This window comes from Nocardia sp. CA-290969, from assembly GCF_050936135.1.
GTDB lineage: Bacteria > Actinomycetota > Actinomycetes > Mycobacteriales > Mycobacteriaceae > Nocardia.
The window spans coordinates 1,572,176-1,588,003 of the sequence record NZ_JBNJNJ010000001.1; the positions used below are offsets into that span (position 1 = coordinate 1,572,176).

Below are 15,828 nucleotides of genomic sequence, written 5' to 3' on the forward strand. Positions count from 1 at the left end.
TGACCACGCAGGTTCTGCGCTCACGCGCGAGGAACCCTGCCGGTGCCGAACTAAACCCGTGGGCAATGTGATTGTGATCACTTTCTGGGATGGTCGCTGTGCTGTGCGCCGGCCTCGGACGGGGAAACCGCAGGTTACCAGGGTCTGCGCAGCTCCGGAATCCCGTACTGCCCGCAAGGGTTCGGGGTGCCGGAGCGTACGATTCTCGGGAATTTCCGCCGAGGTTCCCGCGGAACCAGAACTCCGAACGGTGCCGTTCGGGTGCGTTGCACGCGCCGGGTCGACGCGGAACCGTAGGCAACCGCCTGTGACGCGCGGAGTGCTGGACGACTCGGCGGCGAGCAGAAGGGGCCACGACTTCAGATGAGCAAGGATCGGCTGATTGCCGGACGGTATCGGCTCACAGACCCCATCGGCACGGGTGCCATGGGTGTGGTGTGGCGTGCGCTCGATATCCGGCTGCAGCGCACCGTCGCGGTCAAACAGGTGCTGCTGGGCCCGAACCTGACCGAACAGCAGACCGCGGAGGCGCGCAAGCGTGCCCTGCGCGAAGGCCGGATCGCCGCCCGCCTGCACCACCCGAACGCCATCTCGGTCTTCGACGTCGCCGACGAGGACGGCCAGCCGTGGCTGGTGATGGAATACATGAACGCGCCCAGCCTGGCGAGCCGCCTCAACCTCGACGGCACCCTCCCGCCGCTGAAGGTCGCCGAACTCGGTGCCCAGGCTGCCGCCGCGCTGGCCGCCGCGCACGACGCCGGAATCGTGCACCGCGATGTGAAACCGGCGAACATCCTGGTGGGTGACGACGGCACGGTGAAGATCACCGATTTCGGGATCTCCCGGGCCACCGGCGATGTCACCGTCACCGCGACCGGGTTCCTGGCGGGCACCCCCGCCTACCTCGCCCCCGAAGTCGCGCGCGGGGAACAGCCGATCCCCTCCTCGGACGTCTTCGCGCTCGGGTCCACGCTCTACCACGCGGTCACCGGACGGCCACCCTTCGGCGACGGCGACAACCCGTTGGCGGTCCTGCACGCGGTCGCCGGCGGCCAGGTCGAACCGCCGGAAGGCGTGGGTGCACTGGGTCCGGTGGTGATGCGGCTGCTGGAGACCGAGGTCGCGAAACGGCCCACCATGGACGAGGCGCGGGTCATGCTCGAAGAAGTGGCCGCCGGCCGCGCGCCGGAACCGGTCGACACCGCGCCGTCCGCCACGACGAAGGTTCTGCCGCCGACGCTTGCCGCGACGACCGCAATCCCGTCGTCCGAGGTGACCCCCGGAACGCGGCCGGTGGCTCCCGCACCGGCTTTCCGCGACCCCGGGCAGCCGCCGAACGCCGGTCCCGCCCCCGCGCCGGTCGCCCCCGCGGCGCCGCTCCCGGCCGCCGGTCGCGCTTCGGGAACCCGGACCAGAACGGCCGTCCTGGCCGGTGCCGCGGCATTGCTCCTGGTAGTCGTGGCGGGTCTGGTGCTGGCGAATATCGGTAGCGGTGACGAGAGCGCCGCCGGGACATCCGAAACCAGCCAGGCGACCGTCCCCGAGCCGACCGGAGAACCGGCGGGCGAGCCCGGCGAACAGTCGTCGACCACGAGTGCCGCACCCACGACGACCACCACCGAATCCGGTCCGCCGTCGGCCGCGCGGGTGGAACAGTTCGTCCGCGGCTATTACGGGCTGCTACCCGGCAACCCCGCCGCTGCCTGGTCGCAGTTGTCGCCCGAATACCAGGCAACCACCGGGGGATACGCGGACTACACCGGTTTCTGGTCGACGATCAGTGCGGTCAGCATCGGCTCGGTCAGCCAGTCCGGCGACGGTAGCGCGGTCGCGACGGTCACCTACACGATGCGCGACGGGTCGGTGCAGTCGGAGAGCCGATCGTTCCGGGTGGCACCCAACGGCGGACAGCTGGTGATCACTGCCTCGCAGGTGCTGTGACCCTGATCGAACGGGTTTGCCGATAGGTCCCGGCCGGGGTTACCGTCGCCCGGAGCCTCCGGGTTTCCGCCGCATCCGGCACCGGGGCCGGGTTCGATCCACCGTGACGAAAGGTCCGCGCATATGGCCCAGCTCGCCGGGGTGCTCTGGGATATGGACGGCACCCTGCTCGATTCGGAGAAGCTGTGGGATATCGGCGTCCGCGAGCTGGCCCGGGAACTCGGCCGGGAGATGACCCAGGAGGTCAGGCACGCACTCATCGGGGCCTCGGGCGCCAACGCGCTGCGGATCATGTTCACCGAACTGGGACTCGACCCACATCCCGAAGCCGTCGAGTCGGCCGGGGTGTTCCTGGAGCAGCGGGTCACCGAACTCATGACCGGCCCGATTCCGTGGCGGCCGGGCGCGGTGGAGGCGCTGGAGATGGTCCGCGCGGCGGGATTGCCGTGCGCGCTGGTGACCAACACCAAGCGCTCGCTCACCGAACTGGCCCTGGAAACGCTGGGCCGGGACCGGTTCGACGTCTCGGTCTGCGGCGACGAGGTACCGCACGGTAAGCCGGACCCGGCCGTCTATCTCCGTGCGGCGGAACTGTTGAGCCTGGACCCGCGCGACTGTGTGGCGGTGGAGGATTCGGTCACCGGTGTGGCGGCCGCCGCCGCTGCGGGCTGCGGAGTCCTCGTCGTGCCGTGCGAGATCCCGGTCCCGCTCGACCCGGCTCGCACTCATCGCGAAACCCTCATCGGGCTGACCCGTGACGACCTCGAACTGTGCCTGTCGACCCGGCTCCGGCACGCCGAGTCCCGCACCTGCTGATTGTGTTGTTCGCGCCGCGTCCGTCGTCCCCCGGTGCGGGCCCGCCTTCTTCAGGGCCTGAGCCCGGCGGCGCCGGGCGGGTCGGCCGCCGGCATCAGGACCCGCCGATGGTGGCGATGGAATCCGTGCTCGGTGGTCGAGGGTGACAGGGGCTGGGAAACGGTGGGGTACGACAATGTTTTGCCGCGAATAGTGTTGCGAATCAACAAAACCGGACGGTCCGTGACCGGGCTCACGGGCCTTCTCCCGCATTCTCCGGGCGTGTCGCGCATCCGGCGATAACAATATGGCCATGGCCGCCACGGTGACCTTGGACGAGATCGTCGACACTTCCCGCTATCCGCTCGCCGAACCCGATACACCCGGGTGGCATACCGCGGTCGCGGCGGCTCGGGCCGATCTCGCGGAGGACGGCTGCACCGTACTGCGCGAATTCATCCGGCCGGAGCTGCACGCACTGCTGGCGGAGCAGGGCGAGCGGATGGCGCCGCACGCCTACTACCGCACCGAGCGGGTCAATGCCTACAACATCCCGCTCGATACCGAACTGCCCGCGGACCATCCGGGCCGGATCATCTTCGAACGCGGTAACGCCTTCGTCCCGCGCGACCGGATCCCGGCCGAGGCGCTGATCCACCGGCTCTACACCGATGCCACCTTCCAGCGGTTCCTGGCGGCCTGCTTCGGGCGGGCGCAGTTGCACGAATTCGCCGACCCGCTGGCCGGTCTCGTGCTGAACGTGGTGGCGCCGGGCAATGCCCACCCGTGGCATTTCGACACCAACGAATTCACCGTCAGCATGCTCACAACGGCACCGGAGTCCGGGGGCGTGTTCGAGTACTGCCCGAATATCCGCTCGCCGCGTACCGAGAACCTGGGCGACGTCCACGAAGTCCTGACCGGTACCGGCGAACGTTTCGTCCGGCGGCTGACGTTGCGCCCCGGCGACCTCCAGCTTTTCCAGGGAAGATTCTCGCTGCACCGGGTGTCACCGGTGCAGGGCGCAGCCCCTCGGCATACGGCGATCTTCGCCTACAGTGACCGCCCCGGTGTCATCGGCACCGTGGAACGCACCCGCCAATTGTTCGGGCGGGTGCTCCCGGATCATCACGCGGCGGCGGACGCCGTCCGGGGTGACCGGCTGCTCGATTGATCACCGCACACGATCGAGTGGGTACCGCCCTACCGAGAGGAACACAACGTGCCAGTGCCGTTGCACACCACCGGGAAAGCATCCTTCGACGATATCTACTCGAGACCCGACCCCCGCGACTACTATCTGCGCATGTCCGAACTGGACTACCGCATACCGGAACTGGCGAAACCGCATCTGCGGGCACAGATCCTGGAATACCAGGTGGCGACGAATACCCCGCCCACCGTGCTCGATATCGGGTGCTCCTACGGGGTGAACGCCGCACTGCTGCGGCTGGACACCGGCCTCGCGGAACTGACCAGGTCCTATGCCGAACCCGGGCTGAGTACGGAGGATCTCATCGCCCGGGACCGCGACCGCATCCGTGCCGCCGACGCTCTGCAGGGCGTCCGGTTCGTCGGGATGGATGCCTCCGGACCGGCCCTGGACTACGCGCGGGCGGCAGCGCTGCTGGATGCCGTCGTACACGCCGACCTGGAAGCCGCGGAACCCACCGACGAGCAGCGCGCGATCCTGGCGCAAGCCGATCTGGTGATCTCGACCGGTTGTATCGGCTACGTCACCGAGAAGACGATCGTCCGGATCGCGACCGCCCATCCCGGGCGCCGGCCCTGGATGGCACACTTCGTCTTGCGTATGTACGGTTTCGGTCCGATCGAGGCGGAACTGGATGCCCTGGGTTATCGCACCGAGCGGATGCCCGGCGAATTCGCCCAGCGCCGGTTCGCCTCCGACGCCGAACGTGAACAGGTCCTGGAAAACCTCGCCACCGGCGGCGTCGACCCCACCGGCTTGGAGGACCAGGGCTGGTTGTATGCCAATCTCTATGTGTCGCGGCCGATTTCATAGCCCTGGCACACAGGGTTCTGCCCGCCGAGTACTACCGACCCGAACCGGAGAGACGACTTGACCGAACGCACCTTTGCCGCCGAAGACCAACTGCCCAGGGTTCCGTTGCCGACCCTGGAGGACAGCTGCGCCCGCTTCGTGCAGTGGTGTACCCCCTTGCTGACCCCGGCGGAACTGGCAGCCACCGAGGACGCCGTGGCCGATCTGCTGCGGCCCGGCGGCGCGGGTGAGGTTCTGCACGCCGCCCTGCGCGAATACGACGAGACGCCGGGCGTGGGCAGCTGGCTGGACCGGTTCTGGCCGTCCCGCTACCTGGGCCGGCGCGACCGGATCGCGTTGAACGCGAATTTCTTCTTCCTGTTCCGCGACGACACCGCGCTGGCCGCATCCACCGCGGCGGGTCAGGCGGAACGGGCGGCGGGCCTTGTCGCGGCCGCCGTCGACTACAAGCTGGCGCTCGACCAGGAGGAGATCCCGCCGGTCACCCAGCGCGGGCAGCAACTGTCGATGTGGCAGAACAAGTACCTGTTCTCCGAGACCCGGATCCCCGGCGTCGAACAGGACACCGTGCGGGTGCCCTACAGCGACGACTGGCCGGGCCCGTCCGATGCCCGCCACATCCTGGTCCTGCACCGCGGCAGCATGTTCCGGATGGATGTGCTGGGTCCCGACGGCGACCCGTACGCCTTCGAGGACCTCGTCGGCGGTCTGCGCACGATCCTGAAATCCGCCACCGAGCCCGCGCCCGCGGGAACCTCGGTCGGGCACCTGACCACCGCCGCGCGCGCCGACTGGGCCCGCGCGCGTGCCGAACTGCTGACCGATCCGCACAACGCCGCGGCGCTCGACACGATCGAGACCGCGCTGTTCAGCGTCTGCCTCGAGGATTTCGCCCCCCGCGACGAACTGCACGCCTGCGACACCCTGCTGCACGGGGACAGCGCCAACCGCTGGTTCGACAAATCGGTGTCGTTCATCGTCTTCGCCGACGGCCAGACCGGCATCAATATCGAGCACTGCGGGCTGGACGGGACGACGGTGCTGTCCTTCGTCGACACCCTGCTGGCGACCCCGGTGACCGGGCATACCGAACGATCGGGGGCGCGGGACCAGGGGCTGCCGCCCGTCGAACAGATCGAATTCCGGCTCGACGACGACCAGAAGGCCGCGGTGGTGGCCGCGGGTGCGGCGTTCGCGCAGTACGCCGCCGACAACGCCACCACCACGGTGTCGTTCGACGATTTCGGTACCACCCGGGCCAAACAACTCGGCATCTCGCCGGACGCGTTCGCCCAGCTCAGCTACCAGCTGGCCCATCGCCGCAGCAAAGGCCTCACCGGCGCCACCTACGAATCCATCGCGACCCGGCAGTACCGCAACGGCCGCACCGAGGCGATGCGGGTGATCACCCCGGAGATGGTCGTCTTCGTCGATACGATGCTCGACCCCGGCGCCGATACCGCCGCGAAACTCGCCGCGACCCGGGCCGCCGCCGGTGCGCACGTGGCCCGTGCCAAACAGTGCCAATCCGGAGAGGCGCCGGAGCAGCATCTGTGGGAACTCGAATGGATCCAGCGCCGCCGCGGCGCCGAACTCGGCGTCACCGACCCCATCCCGCTGTACAGCAGCCCCGGGTGGACCGTCCTGCGCGACGACTACCTCAGCACAAGCTCGGCGCCGTCGGTGAACATCCGCTACTTCGGTTTCGGCTCCACCAGCCCGAAATGCATCGGAATCGCCTACGTGCTGCTGCCGGACCGGTGGAACCTCTACCTGGCCACCCCGGCCGCGGTGGCCGGCGAGATGTACACCTTCGCCGACCACCTGCGCACCGCGGTCGCCGAACTCGAGGCGCTGCTCGCCGAGCAGTAGATCGCCGGGCCCGAGTGAGTGCCACGGCACAGTGGTGCGCACTCGGGCACAGGCACGGCGCGCGGGTCTGAAACAATGATCCGCCGTGAAGACTTTCGAGGCCCTGTTCGCCGAGCTCCAGGATCGCGCAGCCACCCGGCCCGCCGGGTCGGGTACCGTCGCCGCACTGGACGCGGGCGTCCATACCCAGGGCAAGAAGGTGCTGGAGGAGGCCGGTGAGGTGTGGCTGGCCGCCGAACACGAGGGCGACGAGGCGCTGGCCGAGGAGATCTCCCAGCTCCTCTACTGGGTGCAGGTGCTGATGGTGGGCCGCGGGCTGCGGCTGGAGGACGTCTACCGACATCTGTAGACGCCCCGATCCCTTCCCTCGAAGCCGAAAGGACCAGCCATCATGCTGCGCGTCGCAGTACCCAACAAGGGCGCACTCTCCGAATCCGCCGTCGCCATCCTCACCGAGGCCGGCTATCGCAAACGCACCGACTCCCGCGATCTCACCGTGCTCGATTTGGCCAACCAGGTGGAGTTCTTCTTCCTGCGGCCCAAGGACATCGCCATCTACGTCGGATCCGGGGAACTCGACCTCGGCATCACCGGCCGTGATCTCGCCCTGGACTCCGGAGCCCCGGTGGCCGAGCGGCTCTCGCTCGGATTCGGCGGTTCCACCTTCCGCTACGCGGCCCCGCAGGGCCGGGAATGGACGGTGCAGGATCTGCAGGACAAGCGGATCGCCACCTCCTACCCGAACCTGGTGCTGGCCGATCTGGCCCGCCGCGGGATCGAAGCCGAGGTGATCCGCCTCGACGGCGCCGTGGAGATCTCCATCCAGCTCGGCGTCGCCGACGCCATCGCCGATGTGGTGGGCTCCGGCCGCACCCTGCGCCAGCACAACCTGGTGGCGTTCGGGGATTCGCTGTGCGATTCGGAAGCGGTGCTGATCGAACAAGAGGGCGCCGACCGGGACGACCGGGCGCGTAACCAGCTGATAGCCCGGGTCAAGGGCGTGGTGTTCGCTCAGCAGTACCTGATGCTCGATTACGACTGCCCGAAGAGCCTGCTCGACCGTGCCGCGCAGATCACCCCCGGCCTGGAATCGCCCACCGTCGCGCCGTTGGCCGACCCCGATTGGGTGGCCGTCCGCGCGCTGGTCCCGCGTAAACAGGGCAACGAACTGATGGACCGGCTGGCCGAACTCGGCGCCCGCGCCATCCTCGCCACCGACATCCGCTCCTGCCGCGCCTTCTGAATCTTTTTGCGCCGCCTCCGGCGGCGCGGGGTTCGGCCCCCCTTGGTCCCTGCGTTCGGCCCCGCGATACTCGCGCCTTCGGCGCATTGTCTCGCCGGGGCTGAACGCAGGGACGGGCCGAACCCTCCAAATGCCTCGCTGAACTCGGCGCCGCCGTGGTTGCGTTTTATTTTCGGGGTTGTGAGCACACCAAATGCCTCGCTGAACTCGGCGCCGCCGTGGTTGCGTTTGATTTCGGGGTTATGGGCCGTGCAAGGGTCTCGCTGGGCTCGGCGCTGCCGTGGTTGTGTTGGGTTTGGGGGTAATGGCTGTGTGAGTGCCTCGCCGGACTCGGCGCCGTGATGGCGTTCGGCGCGGGTCAGGCGTCGTGCGAGTGGCTTGCTGGGTTCGGCGCCGCCGTGGTCCCGTTATTTCCGGGATGATGTTCGCCGAACTGGAGGCCGATGCCGGGCGTGTTCGGACCGGTTGGGCGCGACTCCGTATACGAGGGGTGTGGGCGAGGACTCAATCGGATACCGATTCGGCGAAGGTTTCGGCGTCGGTTTCGGCGCCGGGCGCGCCGGCGCCGGGGCGGCCGGGGTACGGGGGCGGGGTTCCGTCGAATGCCGGGCACAGCTTTTTGTAGGTGCAGTAATCACACAGCCAACCCCGATTCGGCGGAAAATCTCCGGTATCGGCGGCGGCGCGCACCGCATCCCACAGAGCCATGAGGGTGCGTTCGAAACGCAGCAGTTCGGATTCCTCGGGCGCGTAGGTGAGCAGTTGCGCGTCGGCCAGGTAGACCAGGCGGAGCTGGGCCGGCACCACCGCGCGCAGGCGCAGCAGCATGAGAGCGTAGAACTTCAGCTGGAACAGGGCGCGCGTCTCCTGGTTGGGGCCGGGTGCACGCCCGGTTTTGTAGTCCACCACGCGCAGTTCGCCGGTGGGCGCCACATCGATGCGGTCGACGAATCCACGCAGCGGGGTGCCGTCGGTGAGTTCGACCTCCAGCCGGGTCTCGCAGGACTCCGGCTCGAAGCGCCTCGGGTCTTCCAGCCGGTAGTAGCCGCGCACCAGGGCACGAACCTCCTCGAGGAAGGTTTCGAGGGCGCCGTCGCCCTCGACCAGGGCCGCCGCCTCCGGCTGGGCGGCGACCACGCGCTCCCAGGCGGGGCCGGTGAGCGCCAGCGCCTGCTCCGGTCCGCGCTCGGTGGCCGGCAGTGCGTAGAGATCTTCCAGGACGGCGTGCACCACGGTGCCGCGGACCGCCTGCCGGGTGGGCGGCTCCGGGATCCGGTCGATGGCGCGGAGCCGGTATTTCAGCGGGCACTGTTTGAAATCCGCTGCCCGCGAAGGCGACAGCGCCGGGCGGGCGGGCCGGGGCGCGACGTCGGGATCGTGACTCGCCGGGGGAGTGCTCGGTGGCGCTGACATACCTGGCAGGCTATCCGTCGGCACCGACACGGTGCCCACGCGAGCGTGCGGTACCGACTCCGCGCGTATTCGCGCGCAGGACATCGCGGAACGGAGATCCATGACGGCCAGACGGACCGGGCCATTCGTCGTCGGCGACCGAGTGCAGCTGACCGACGCCAAGGGCAGGTTGTACACGGTGCTGCTGGAACCGGGTAAACAGTTCCACACCCATCGCGGCGCGATCGACCACGACCAGCTGATCGGTGCCGAGGAGGGCACGCTCGCGCACTCCAACAACGGCACCCCGTACCTGGCATTGCGCCCGCTGCTGACCGATTACGTGATGTCCATGCCGCGCGGGGCGGCGGTGATCTACCCCAAGGACGCGGCCCAGATCGTGCACGAGGGCGATGTCTTCCCGGGCGCCCGCGTGCTCGAGGCGGGTGCCGGGTCGGGTGCGCTGACCTGTTCGCTGCTGCGGGCGGTCGGCCCGGAGGGCGCGGTGGTGTCCTACGAGATCCGCGAGGACCATGCCGAGCACGCCGTCCGCAATGTGGAGCGGTTCTTCGGCGAACGCCCTGCGAACTGGGAGCTGACGGTCGCGGATGTGGCGGAATACGCCGGCGAGCAGGTGGACCGGGTGGTGCTGGACATGCTGGCCCCCTGGGACGCGCTACCGGCTGTTTCGCGGGCGCTGGTGCCCGGTGGGGTGCTGATGGTCTACGTGGCGACCGTGACCCAGCTGTCGCGGATCGTGGAAGCGCTGCGCGAGCAGCAGTGCTGGACCGAGCCGCGGTCCTGGGAGTCCATGGTGCGCGGCTGGCATGTGGTGGGCCTGGCGGTGCGGCCGGAGCACCGGATGCAGGGGCATACGGCGTTCCTGGTGAGCGCACGGCGGCTGGCCGAGGGTGTGGTCACCCCGAAACCGCAGCGCCGGCCGTCGAAGGGCTGACCGGGCCCTCTATCAGCTGAGACAGGGCGCTCGCTATCAGCCGAGGCAGGCGCGCTCGCGGCGGAGTGTGGCACTCCACCGCGAGCGCGGTCGGACGGCCGGAGAGACGTCCCCCGGCCGCCTTCGCGACTGCTGCCGTCCGGGTTTCTGCCCGTACGCGGTGCTGTACCCGTCAGACGTGCGCGCAGGGGATCTGCGCGAAACCGAGCAGAACGCAGGCGCCGGCGTCGGACAGTTTCCAGGTGTCGTCCTGGTGCTGCCAGGTCATCGGCATGGGCGGGGCGCCGTGACCGGTGGGGCTGGTGATGGTGGTCTGTGCGGTGGCCGTCTCGCCGTCGACCGTGACGTCGGCGACCTGGTAAGTGATACCCCGGTAGGTCTGCAGCTTCGCATTGAGCTGTTCGAGCAGGTCACGCCGTTTCTCGCCGTCGACGATCAGGTTCACCTTGTCGTCCACGGAGACGTCCGGATTTGTGATCTGCTCGAGGTTGGACTGTAGGCTCTGCGCCGTGGGCGCGTCCGCGGTATCGCCGTGGTCGTGCCCGTCGCCGTGGTCGTGCGCGGACTCGCCGGTGGTGGCCGCGACGCTACTGGTGGCGGCGGTGCCGGTGTCGTCGTCGGATCCGCAGGCCGTCAGTCCCAGCGCCAGGGCGCCGGCCGCGACTGCCGCCGCCGCGACGCGGGACAGCCGGAGTGTCCGTGCGGGAAGGTGCATAGCTGGCAACCTTTCGGCTAGTCGGTGGGGATCCCCACCGATCGAGGGTTAGGGCAGGCTAACATGGTCTGACCAGCATGATGGTCGCGGGCCAGATGTGATCACCACGAAATCATGTCGGACAGCGCAAACGGGTCGCGCCCGGTAGCGTTGATAGACCGGGACTGGGAGGAGCAGCACATGAGCCCCATCGAGAATTCGGATTCGGCGGCCTGGAGAGAACTCGAGGCAGTACGCGCCGAAGCGGCTGCACTCCGGAGGCAACTCGCCGATTCACCGGATCGCTCACGGGAATTGGAAGCCCGTATCGATTCGCTGACCATTCGCAACACCAAGCTGATGGATACCCTGAAGGAAGCGCGGCAGCAACTCGTCGCGTTGCGTGAGGAGGTCGACCGGCTCGGTCAGCCCCCCAGCGGTTACGGGATTCTGATCGGTGTCTACGAGGATCAGACCGTCGACGTGTTCACCTCCGGCCGCAAGATGCGCCTTACTTGCTCGCCGAACATCGATACGTCCACCCTCGCCTACGGCCAGACGGTCCGGCTGAACGAGGCACTGACGGTCGTGGAGGCGGGCACATTCGATTCCATCGGTGAGATCGGCACCTTGCGCGAGGTCCTCGACGGCGGCCGCCGCGCCCTGGTCGTCGGCCATGCCGACGAGGAACGGGTGGTGTGGCTGTCCGGTCCGCTGTCGAGACTCGCCGAAGCCGACGATCTGGACGATCCGGATTCCCCGATCCGCAAATTGCGGCCGGGGGATTCCCTGCTGGTCGATACCAAGGCCGGGTTCGCGTTCGAACGCATCCCCAAGGCCGAGGTCGAGGATCTGGTGCTGGAAGAGGTGCCCGATGTCGGCTACAACGACATCGGCGGCCTGGGCCGGCAGATCGAGCAGATCCGCGACGCCGTGGAGCTGCCGTTCCTGCACAAGGATCTGTTCCGCGAGTACGCTCTGCGGCCACCCAAGGGCGTTCTGCTCTACGGCCCGCCGGGCTGCGGTAAGACGCTGATCGCGAAAGCGGTGGCCAACTCGCTGGCGAAGAAGATCGCCGAGGCGCGTGGTGAGGATGCCAAGGAAGCGAAGTCGTACTTCCTGAACATCAAGGGCCCCGAGCTGCTGAACAAGTTCGTCGGTGAGACCGAGCGTCATATCCGGATCATCTTCCAGCGGGCCCGCGAGAAGGCGTCCGAGGGCACCCCGGTGATCGTGTTCTTCGACGAGATGGATTCGATCTTCCGTACCCGCGGATCCGGTGTCTCCTCCGATGTGGAGACCACCGTGGTGCCGCAGTTGCTCAGCGAAATCGACGGTGTGGAAGGACTGGAGAACGTCATCGTCATCGGCGCCTCCAACCGCGAGGATATGATCGACCCCGCGATCCTGCGGCCCGGTCGCCTGGACGTGAAGATCAAGATCGAGCGGCCGGACGCCGAATCCGCACAGGACATCTTCTCCAAGTACCTCACCGAGCATCTGCCGCTGCATGCCGACGATCTCGCCGAGTTCAACGGCGACAAGGTGGCCTGCATCCGCGCGATGATCGAGCGGGTGGTGGACCGGATGTACGCCGAGAGCGAGGACAACCGCTTCCTGGAGGTCACCTACGCCAACGGCGACAAGGAAGTTCTGTACTTCAAGGACTTCAACTCCGGCGCCATGATCCAGAACATCGTGGACCGGTCCAAGAAGTACGCCATCAAAGCGGTTCTGGACACCGGTAATCCGGGTCTGCGGATCCAGCATCTCTACGATTCGATCGTGGACGAGTTCTCCGAGAACGAGGACCTGCCCAACACCACGAATCCCGATGACTGGGCCCGTATCTCGGGTAAGAAGGGCGAGCGGATCGTCTACATCCGCACGCTGGTCACGGGTAAGAACGCCAGCGCGAGCCGGGCGATCGACACCGAATCCAACACCGGCCAGTACCTGTAACGGCACCGCGAACAGGGCCGCGCTCCCAAGGGGGCGCGGCTCTTGGCCGCCGCCGTGACGCGAAACAGTGCTCGCGCCGGTCGACGGGAGTGTCCGGCGGTTACGCTCGCGGTATGAGTACTCCGGAAACCGAGATCTGGCACAACCCCCGCTGCACCAAGAGCCGGGCGGCGCTGGCGCATCTGGATGCCGCCGGCACCGAGTATTCGGTCCGCCGGTACCTGGACGATCCGCCCAGCGCCGAGGAGTTGCGGGCCGTCTTGGACCGGCTCGGCGCCGAACCCTGGGAGATCACCCGCACGGGGGAGGACATCGCCAAGGAACTCGGTATGTCCGGCTGGGGTCGTACCGCCGCGGACCGGGAGCGCTGGATCGCCGCACTCGCCGAACATCCCCGGTTGATCCAGCGTCCCATCGTGTTCACCGCAGACGGGCGCGCGGTCGTGGCCCGTGACGAGGATGCTCTCCGTTTGCTGGATTGAGGCATCCCCGTTTGCTGAAGCGTAACGCCGACCCGCACCCGTGAGATCAACCGGAACGGCCCGTGGCGCGGCCGTCGCCGTTCTGCTCGGCCGACCCGATGGACGGGACGGCCGCGTATCCGCGGTGCGGCCGTTCGTGCGGTCGCGCACCGTACCCCGGCCGTCGCGGGCGGTAGTGTCGCCTCATGAAAGTTGAACTGCGGCACAACCCGTCGTCCACCGTGGCACGTTGTGTGCTGGCGGGCGGGGAACCGGTTCGCGTCGAAACCGGCGCCATGGTGGCGCATTCGGCCGGAGTGACGCTCGAAGCCAAGGCCGAGGGCGGGATCCTGGCCGGGCTCAAACGTTCGGTGCTTTCGGGCGAATCGTTCTTCGTCTCCACCTTCACCGCACCCGCGAACGGTGGCTGGGTCGATGTGGCGCCCTCGCTGCCCGGCGATATGCTCGCGCTCCCCATTGCCCCGGACCGGCCGTACTTCATCAGTCGCGGCGGCTGGATCGCGAATTCGGCGGGCGTTCGGGTGGAAAGCCAGTGGGGCGGATTTGCGAACCTCTTCGGCGGTGAAGGCGGATTCGGTCTTCGTGCGGAGGGGCAGGGTGAGGTGGTCGTGGGGGTTTTCGGTGCGATCGATACGTTCGATCTGGCGCCCGGCGAGCAGGTGAGCATCGATACCGGTCATGTGGTGGCCTACGACCTCACGATGCAGTTCACCATCCGCCGGGCGGTATCGGGACGCTCTCTGCAATCGCTGAAATCGGGCGAGGGTCTGGTTTTCGATTTCACCGGTCCCGGGCGGGTGCTGCTGCAAACCCGCAATCCGCGGGCCTTCGCCTCCTGGACGGCGTCGGTTTCCTCCGGCTAGGTCCGGTACCACGACCCCACCGCCCGGCGCGACCGTCAGCTTTGTCCACGGACCACCGCGTAACGGAGGCAGGCGAATTCACCGTTGGCTGCCAGTTCGGTCATCCGCAGTTCCAGTTCGCGCGGCAGGAGCGGGGCACCGGCGCCCAGGGTCACCGGGGCGATGGAGACGATGATCTCGTCCAGCAGGCCGTGATCGGCGAACGTGGCCGCGAGTTCACCGCCGCCCACGATCCAGAGATCTTTTCCGGCGGCCACGTCGGTCATCTCCTTGTGCAACGCGGGGATCTCCGCGCTGGTGAAACGGATATCGGCATCGGTTCGACGCGGGAACTCGCGGTGGGTGCACACCCAGCTGGGCACCGTGTACGGCCAGGGCTGCGTGCCCTCGTTGTCGAGTATCCATCGGTAGGTGTTGGCGCCCATGGCGATCGCGCCGACACCGGCGAGGAACTCGGTGAAGCCCATAGGACCGGATTCGTCGGATTCCCGGGACAGCAACCAGGCGAGCGAATGATCGGTGGTGGCGATATAGCCGTCCAGGCTGGCCGCCGTGTTGTACACGGTGCGGGGGGAGGTCTGCGGGGTGAGCAATTCAGTCTCGCTTTCGTAGCCACTCGATCGGGTCGCCCCAGCCGACGGTGTCGTCCTCGGGCGAGTCGTCGTGGATCCAGTACCGCACCTGCTGGCGGCGATATGCGGAATAAGTGAGCACATGGGCGATCACGCTGCCGAGCACGAAGCTCTCCGGTGGATCGCACAGGGCGTCGATCAGGGTGTCGCCCCAGCCGCTGCGGCGATCGATCTCGCGGATGGTGTCCAGCCAGCGCGGGCCCACTACGTCGAGACGGGCCGACAGCGCCGGGATATCGTCGCCGCCGTGGTCGGGTGTATCGGCACCGTCGATCGAGGCGAGCCACGATTCCTTGGTCCGGATCAGATGGTCGAGCACAGTGGCGACCGAATTTTCCGGCCCGTCCCACGGTAGAACGGTCCCCGCACCGGCCCGGGGACGCCGGTACTGCTCCTCGCTCAGGCCCGTGGCCGCTTTCAGCAGGAGCCGCGTGTCGTCGAGATCGTGGTGCAGCAGCAGCGCGGTCGGGTCCATATCGGAGCGTCCCTTCGGTTCCCCCTCGACCCACAGCGACATGGGCGGATGGAAATGTATCCCGTTCGCCGCCGGCAGCCATCGTGGCGCCCGGCCGGTCGGTGGGGGAGTCGCGCTCGGGGGATGGCCGAAGGCGCGGGTGAATGCCCGGCTGAAGCCCTCCACCGTGTCGTATCCCGCGGCGAACGCCACTTCGGTGACGGAATCGCCCGTGCCGAGCTGCCAGCAGGCACGTTCCAGGAGTACGCGCCGCCGCAGGCTCACCGGCGATTCGCCGGTACCGCGGCTGAACTGCCGGGCGAAATGGAACGGCGAGGAGAAGGCGCCGGCGGCCATCTGGCCGAGGGTCGCGTTGTCCTCGTCGAGAACGGCGTCCAGGAGTTCGCGGAGTCGGTCACGTCGGGTGGTCACGGAGAAATTCTGGCTGCACGGCCTCGGATCCGCTTGACCGATCTTGCGCAGTCGCCGCTCAGCGGCTGTGTCGCTCTGCCGCTCA

The 15,828-nt window shown here is 68.0% G+C and carries 15 protein-coding genes; 11 read left to right on the plus strand and 4 right to left on the minus strand.

Annotated features, from left to right (window positions below):
• Positions 1–363 precede the first annotated feature (363 nt).
• From ACQEVO_RS07460 to hisG, 7 genes are all read left to right on the plus strand, one after another.
• Positions 364–1,941 (plus strand): protein kinase domain-containing protein, encoded by a 1,578-nt coding sequence (locus tag ACQEVO_RS07460; RefSeq protein ID WP_432910245.1) that lies wholly within the window; start codon positions 364–366, stop codon positions 1,939–1,941.
• A 123-nt stretch (positions 1,942–2,064) separates the two neighbouring features.
• Positions 2,065–2,757 (plus strand): HAD family hydrolase, encoded by a 693-nt coding sequence (locus ACQEVO_RS07465; RefSeq protein WP_432910248.1) that lies wholly within the window; start codon positions 2,065–2,067, stop codon positions 2,755–2,757.
• Between the two features lie 292 nt (positions 2,758–3,049).
• Positions 3,050–3,910 carry a HalD/BesD family halogenase gene (locus ACQEVO_RS07470; RefSeq protein ID WP_432910251.1) on the plus strand — a complete coding sequence of 287 codons (861 nt, stop codon included), beginning with the start codon at positions 3,050–3,052 and terminating at the stop codon, positions 3,908–3,910.
• A gap of 48 nt (positions 3,911–3,958) precedes the next feature.
• Positions 3,959–4,762, plus strand: coding sequence for a class I SAM-dependent methyltransferase (locus ACQEVO_RS07475; protein WP_432910254.1), 804 nt, complete (start codon positions 3,959–3,961; stop codon positions 4,760–4,762).
• Positions 4,763–4,819: 57 nt separating this feature from the next.
• A complete protein-coding gene (locus ACQEVO_RS07480; protein ID WP_432910257.1) occupies positions 4,820–6,634 on the plus strand; it encodes a choline/carnitine O-acyltransferase in 1,815 nt (604 codons plus the stop codon).
• A gap of 85 nt (positions 6,635–6,719) precedes the next feature.
• Positions 6,720–6,983, plus strand: a complete 264-nt coding sequence (locus ACQEVO_RS07485; protein WP_030521337.1) for a phosphoribosyl-ATP diphosphatase — start codon at positions 6,720–6,722, stop codon at positions 6,981–6,983.
• A 42-nt stretch (positions 6,984–7,025) separates the two neighbouring features.
• The gene (gene hisG, locus ACQEVO_RS07490) at positions 7,026–7,877 is read left to right on the plus strand and encodes an ATP phosphoribosyltransferase (protein WP_432910260.1); all 852 of its coding nucleotides are present in this window, start codon (positions 7,026–7,028) and stop codon (positions 7,875–7,877) included.
• A gap of 504 nt (positions 7,878–8,381) precedes the next feature.
• Here the strand turns inward: hisG and ACQEVO_RS07495 are convergent.
• Positions 8,382–9,290, minus strand: coding sequence for a RecB family exonuclease (locus ACQEVO_RS07495; protein WP_432910263.1), 909 nt, complete (start codon positions 9,288–9,290; stop codon positions 8,382–8,384).
• 100 nt (positions 9,291–9,390) lie between these two features.
• Here ACQEVO_RS07495 and ACQEVO_RS07500 point away from each other — a divergent pair, with 100 nt between their 5' ends.
• Positions 9,391–10,224 (plus strand): tRNA (adenine-N1)-methyltransferase, encoded by an 834-nt coding sequence (locus ACQEVO_RS07500; RefSeq protein ID WP_432910266.1) that lies wholly within the window; start codon positions 9,391–9,393, stop codon positions 10,222–10,224.
• A gap of 172 nt (positions 10,225–10,396) precedes the next feature.
• Here the strand turns inward: ACQEVO_RS07500 and ACQEVO_RS07505 are convergent, their stop codons facing one another.
• Positions 10,397–10,939, minus strand: coding sequence for a hypothetical protein (locus ACQEVO_RS07505; protein WP_432910268.1), 543 nt, complete (start codon positions 10,937–10,939; stop codon positions 10,397–10,399).
• Positions 10,940–11,119: 180 nt separating this feature from the next.
• On the opposite strand from ACQEVO_RS07505, the gene arc reads away from it, so the two are divergent.
• The 3 genes from arc to ACQEVO_RS07520 all read left to right on the plus strand — a co-directional run bounded on the left by arc (position 11,120) and on the right by ACQEVO_RS07520 (position 14,225).
• On the plus strand, positions 11,120–12,880 hold the full coding sequence (gene arc, locus ACQEVO_RS07510; protein WP_432910270.1) for a proteasome ATPase: 1,761 nt from the start codon (positions 11,120–11,122) through the stop codon (positions 12,878–12,880).
• Positions 12,881–12,993: 113 nt separating this feature from the next.
• Positions 12,994–13,362: an arsenate reductase family protein gene (locus ACQEVO_RS07515; RefSeq protein WP_432910273.1), complete on the plus strand. Its 369-nt coding sequence runs from the start codon at positions 12,994–12,996 to the stop codon at positions 13,360–13,362.
• A 185-nt stretch (positions 13,363–13,547) separates the two neighbouring features.
• On the plus strand, positions 13,548–14,225 hold the full coding sequence (locus ACQEVO_RS07520) for a TIGR00266 family protein (protein WP_432910275.1): 678 nt from the start codon (positions 13,548–13,550) through the stop codon (positions 14,223–14,225).
• A 35-nt stretch (positions 14,226–14,260) separates the two neighbouring features.
• Here ACQEVO_RS07520 and ACQEVO_RS07525 read toward each other — a convergent pair whose 3' ends face one another.
• Together ACQEVO_RS07525 and ACQEVO_RS07530 are read right to left on the minus strand one after the other, a co-directional pair.
• Positions 14,261–14,818, minus strand: coding sequence for a dihydrofolate reductase family protein (locus ACQEVO_RS07525; protein ID WP_432910276.1), 558 nt, complete (start codon positions 14,816–14,818; stop codon positions 14,261–14,263).
• A 1-nt stretch (position 14,819) separates the two neighbouring features.
• Positions 14,820–15,743 carry a helix-turn-helix domain-containing protein gene (locus tag ACQEVO_RS07530; RefSeq protein ID WP_432910278.1) on the minus strand — a complete coding sequence of 308 codons (924 nt, stop codon included), beginning with the start codon at positions 15,741–15,743 and terminating at the stop codon, positions 14,820–14,822.
• Positions 15,744–15,828 lie beyond the last annotated feature (85 nt).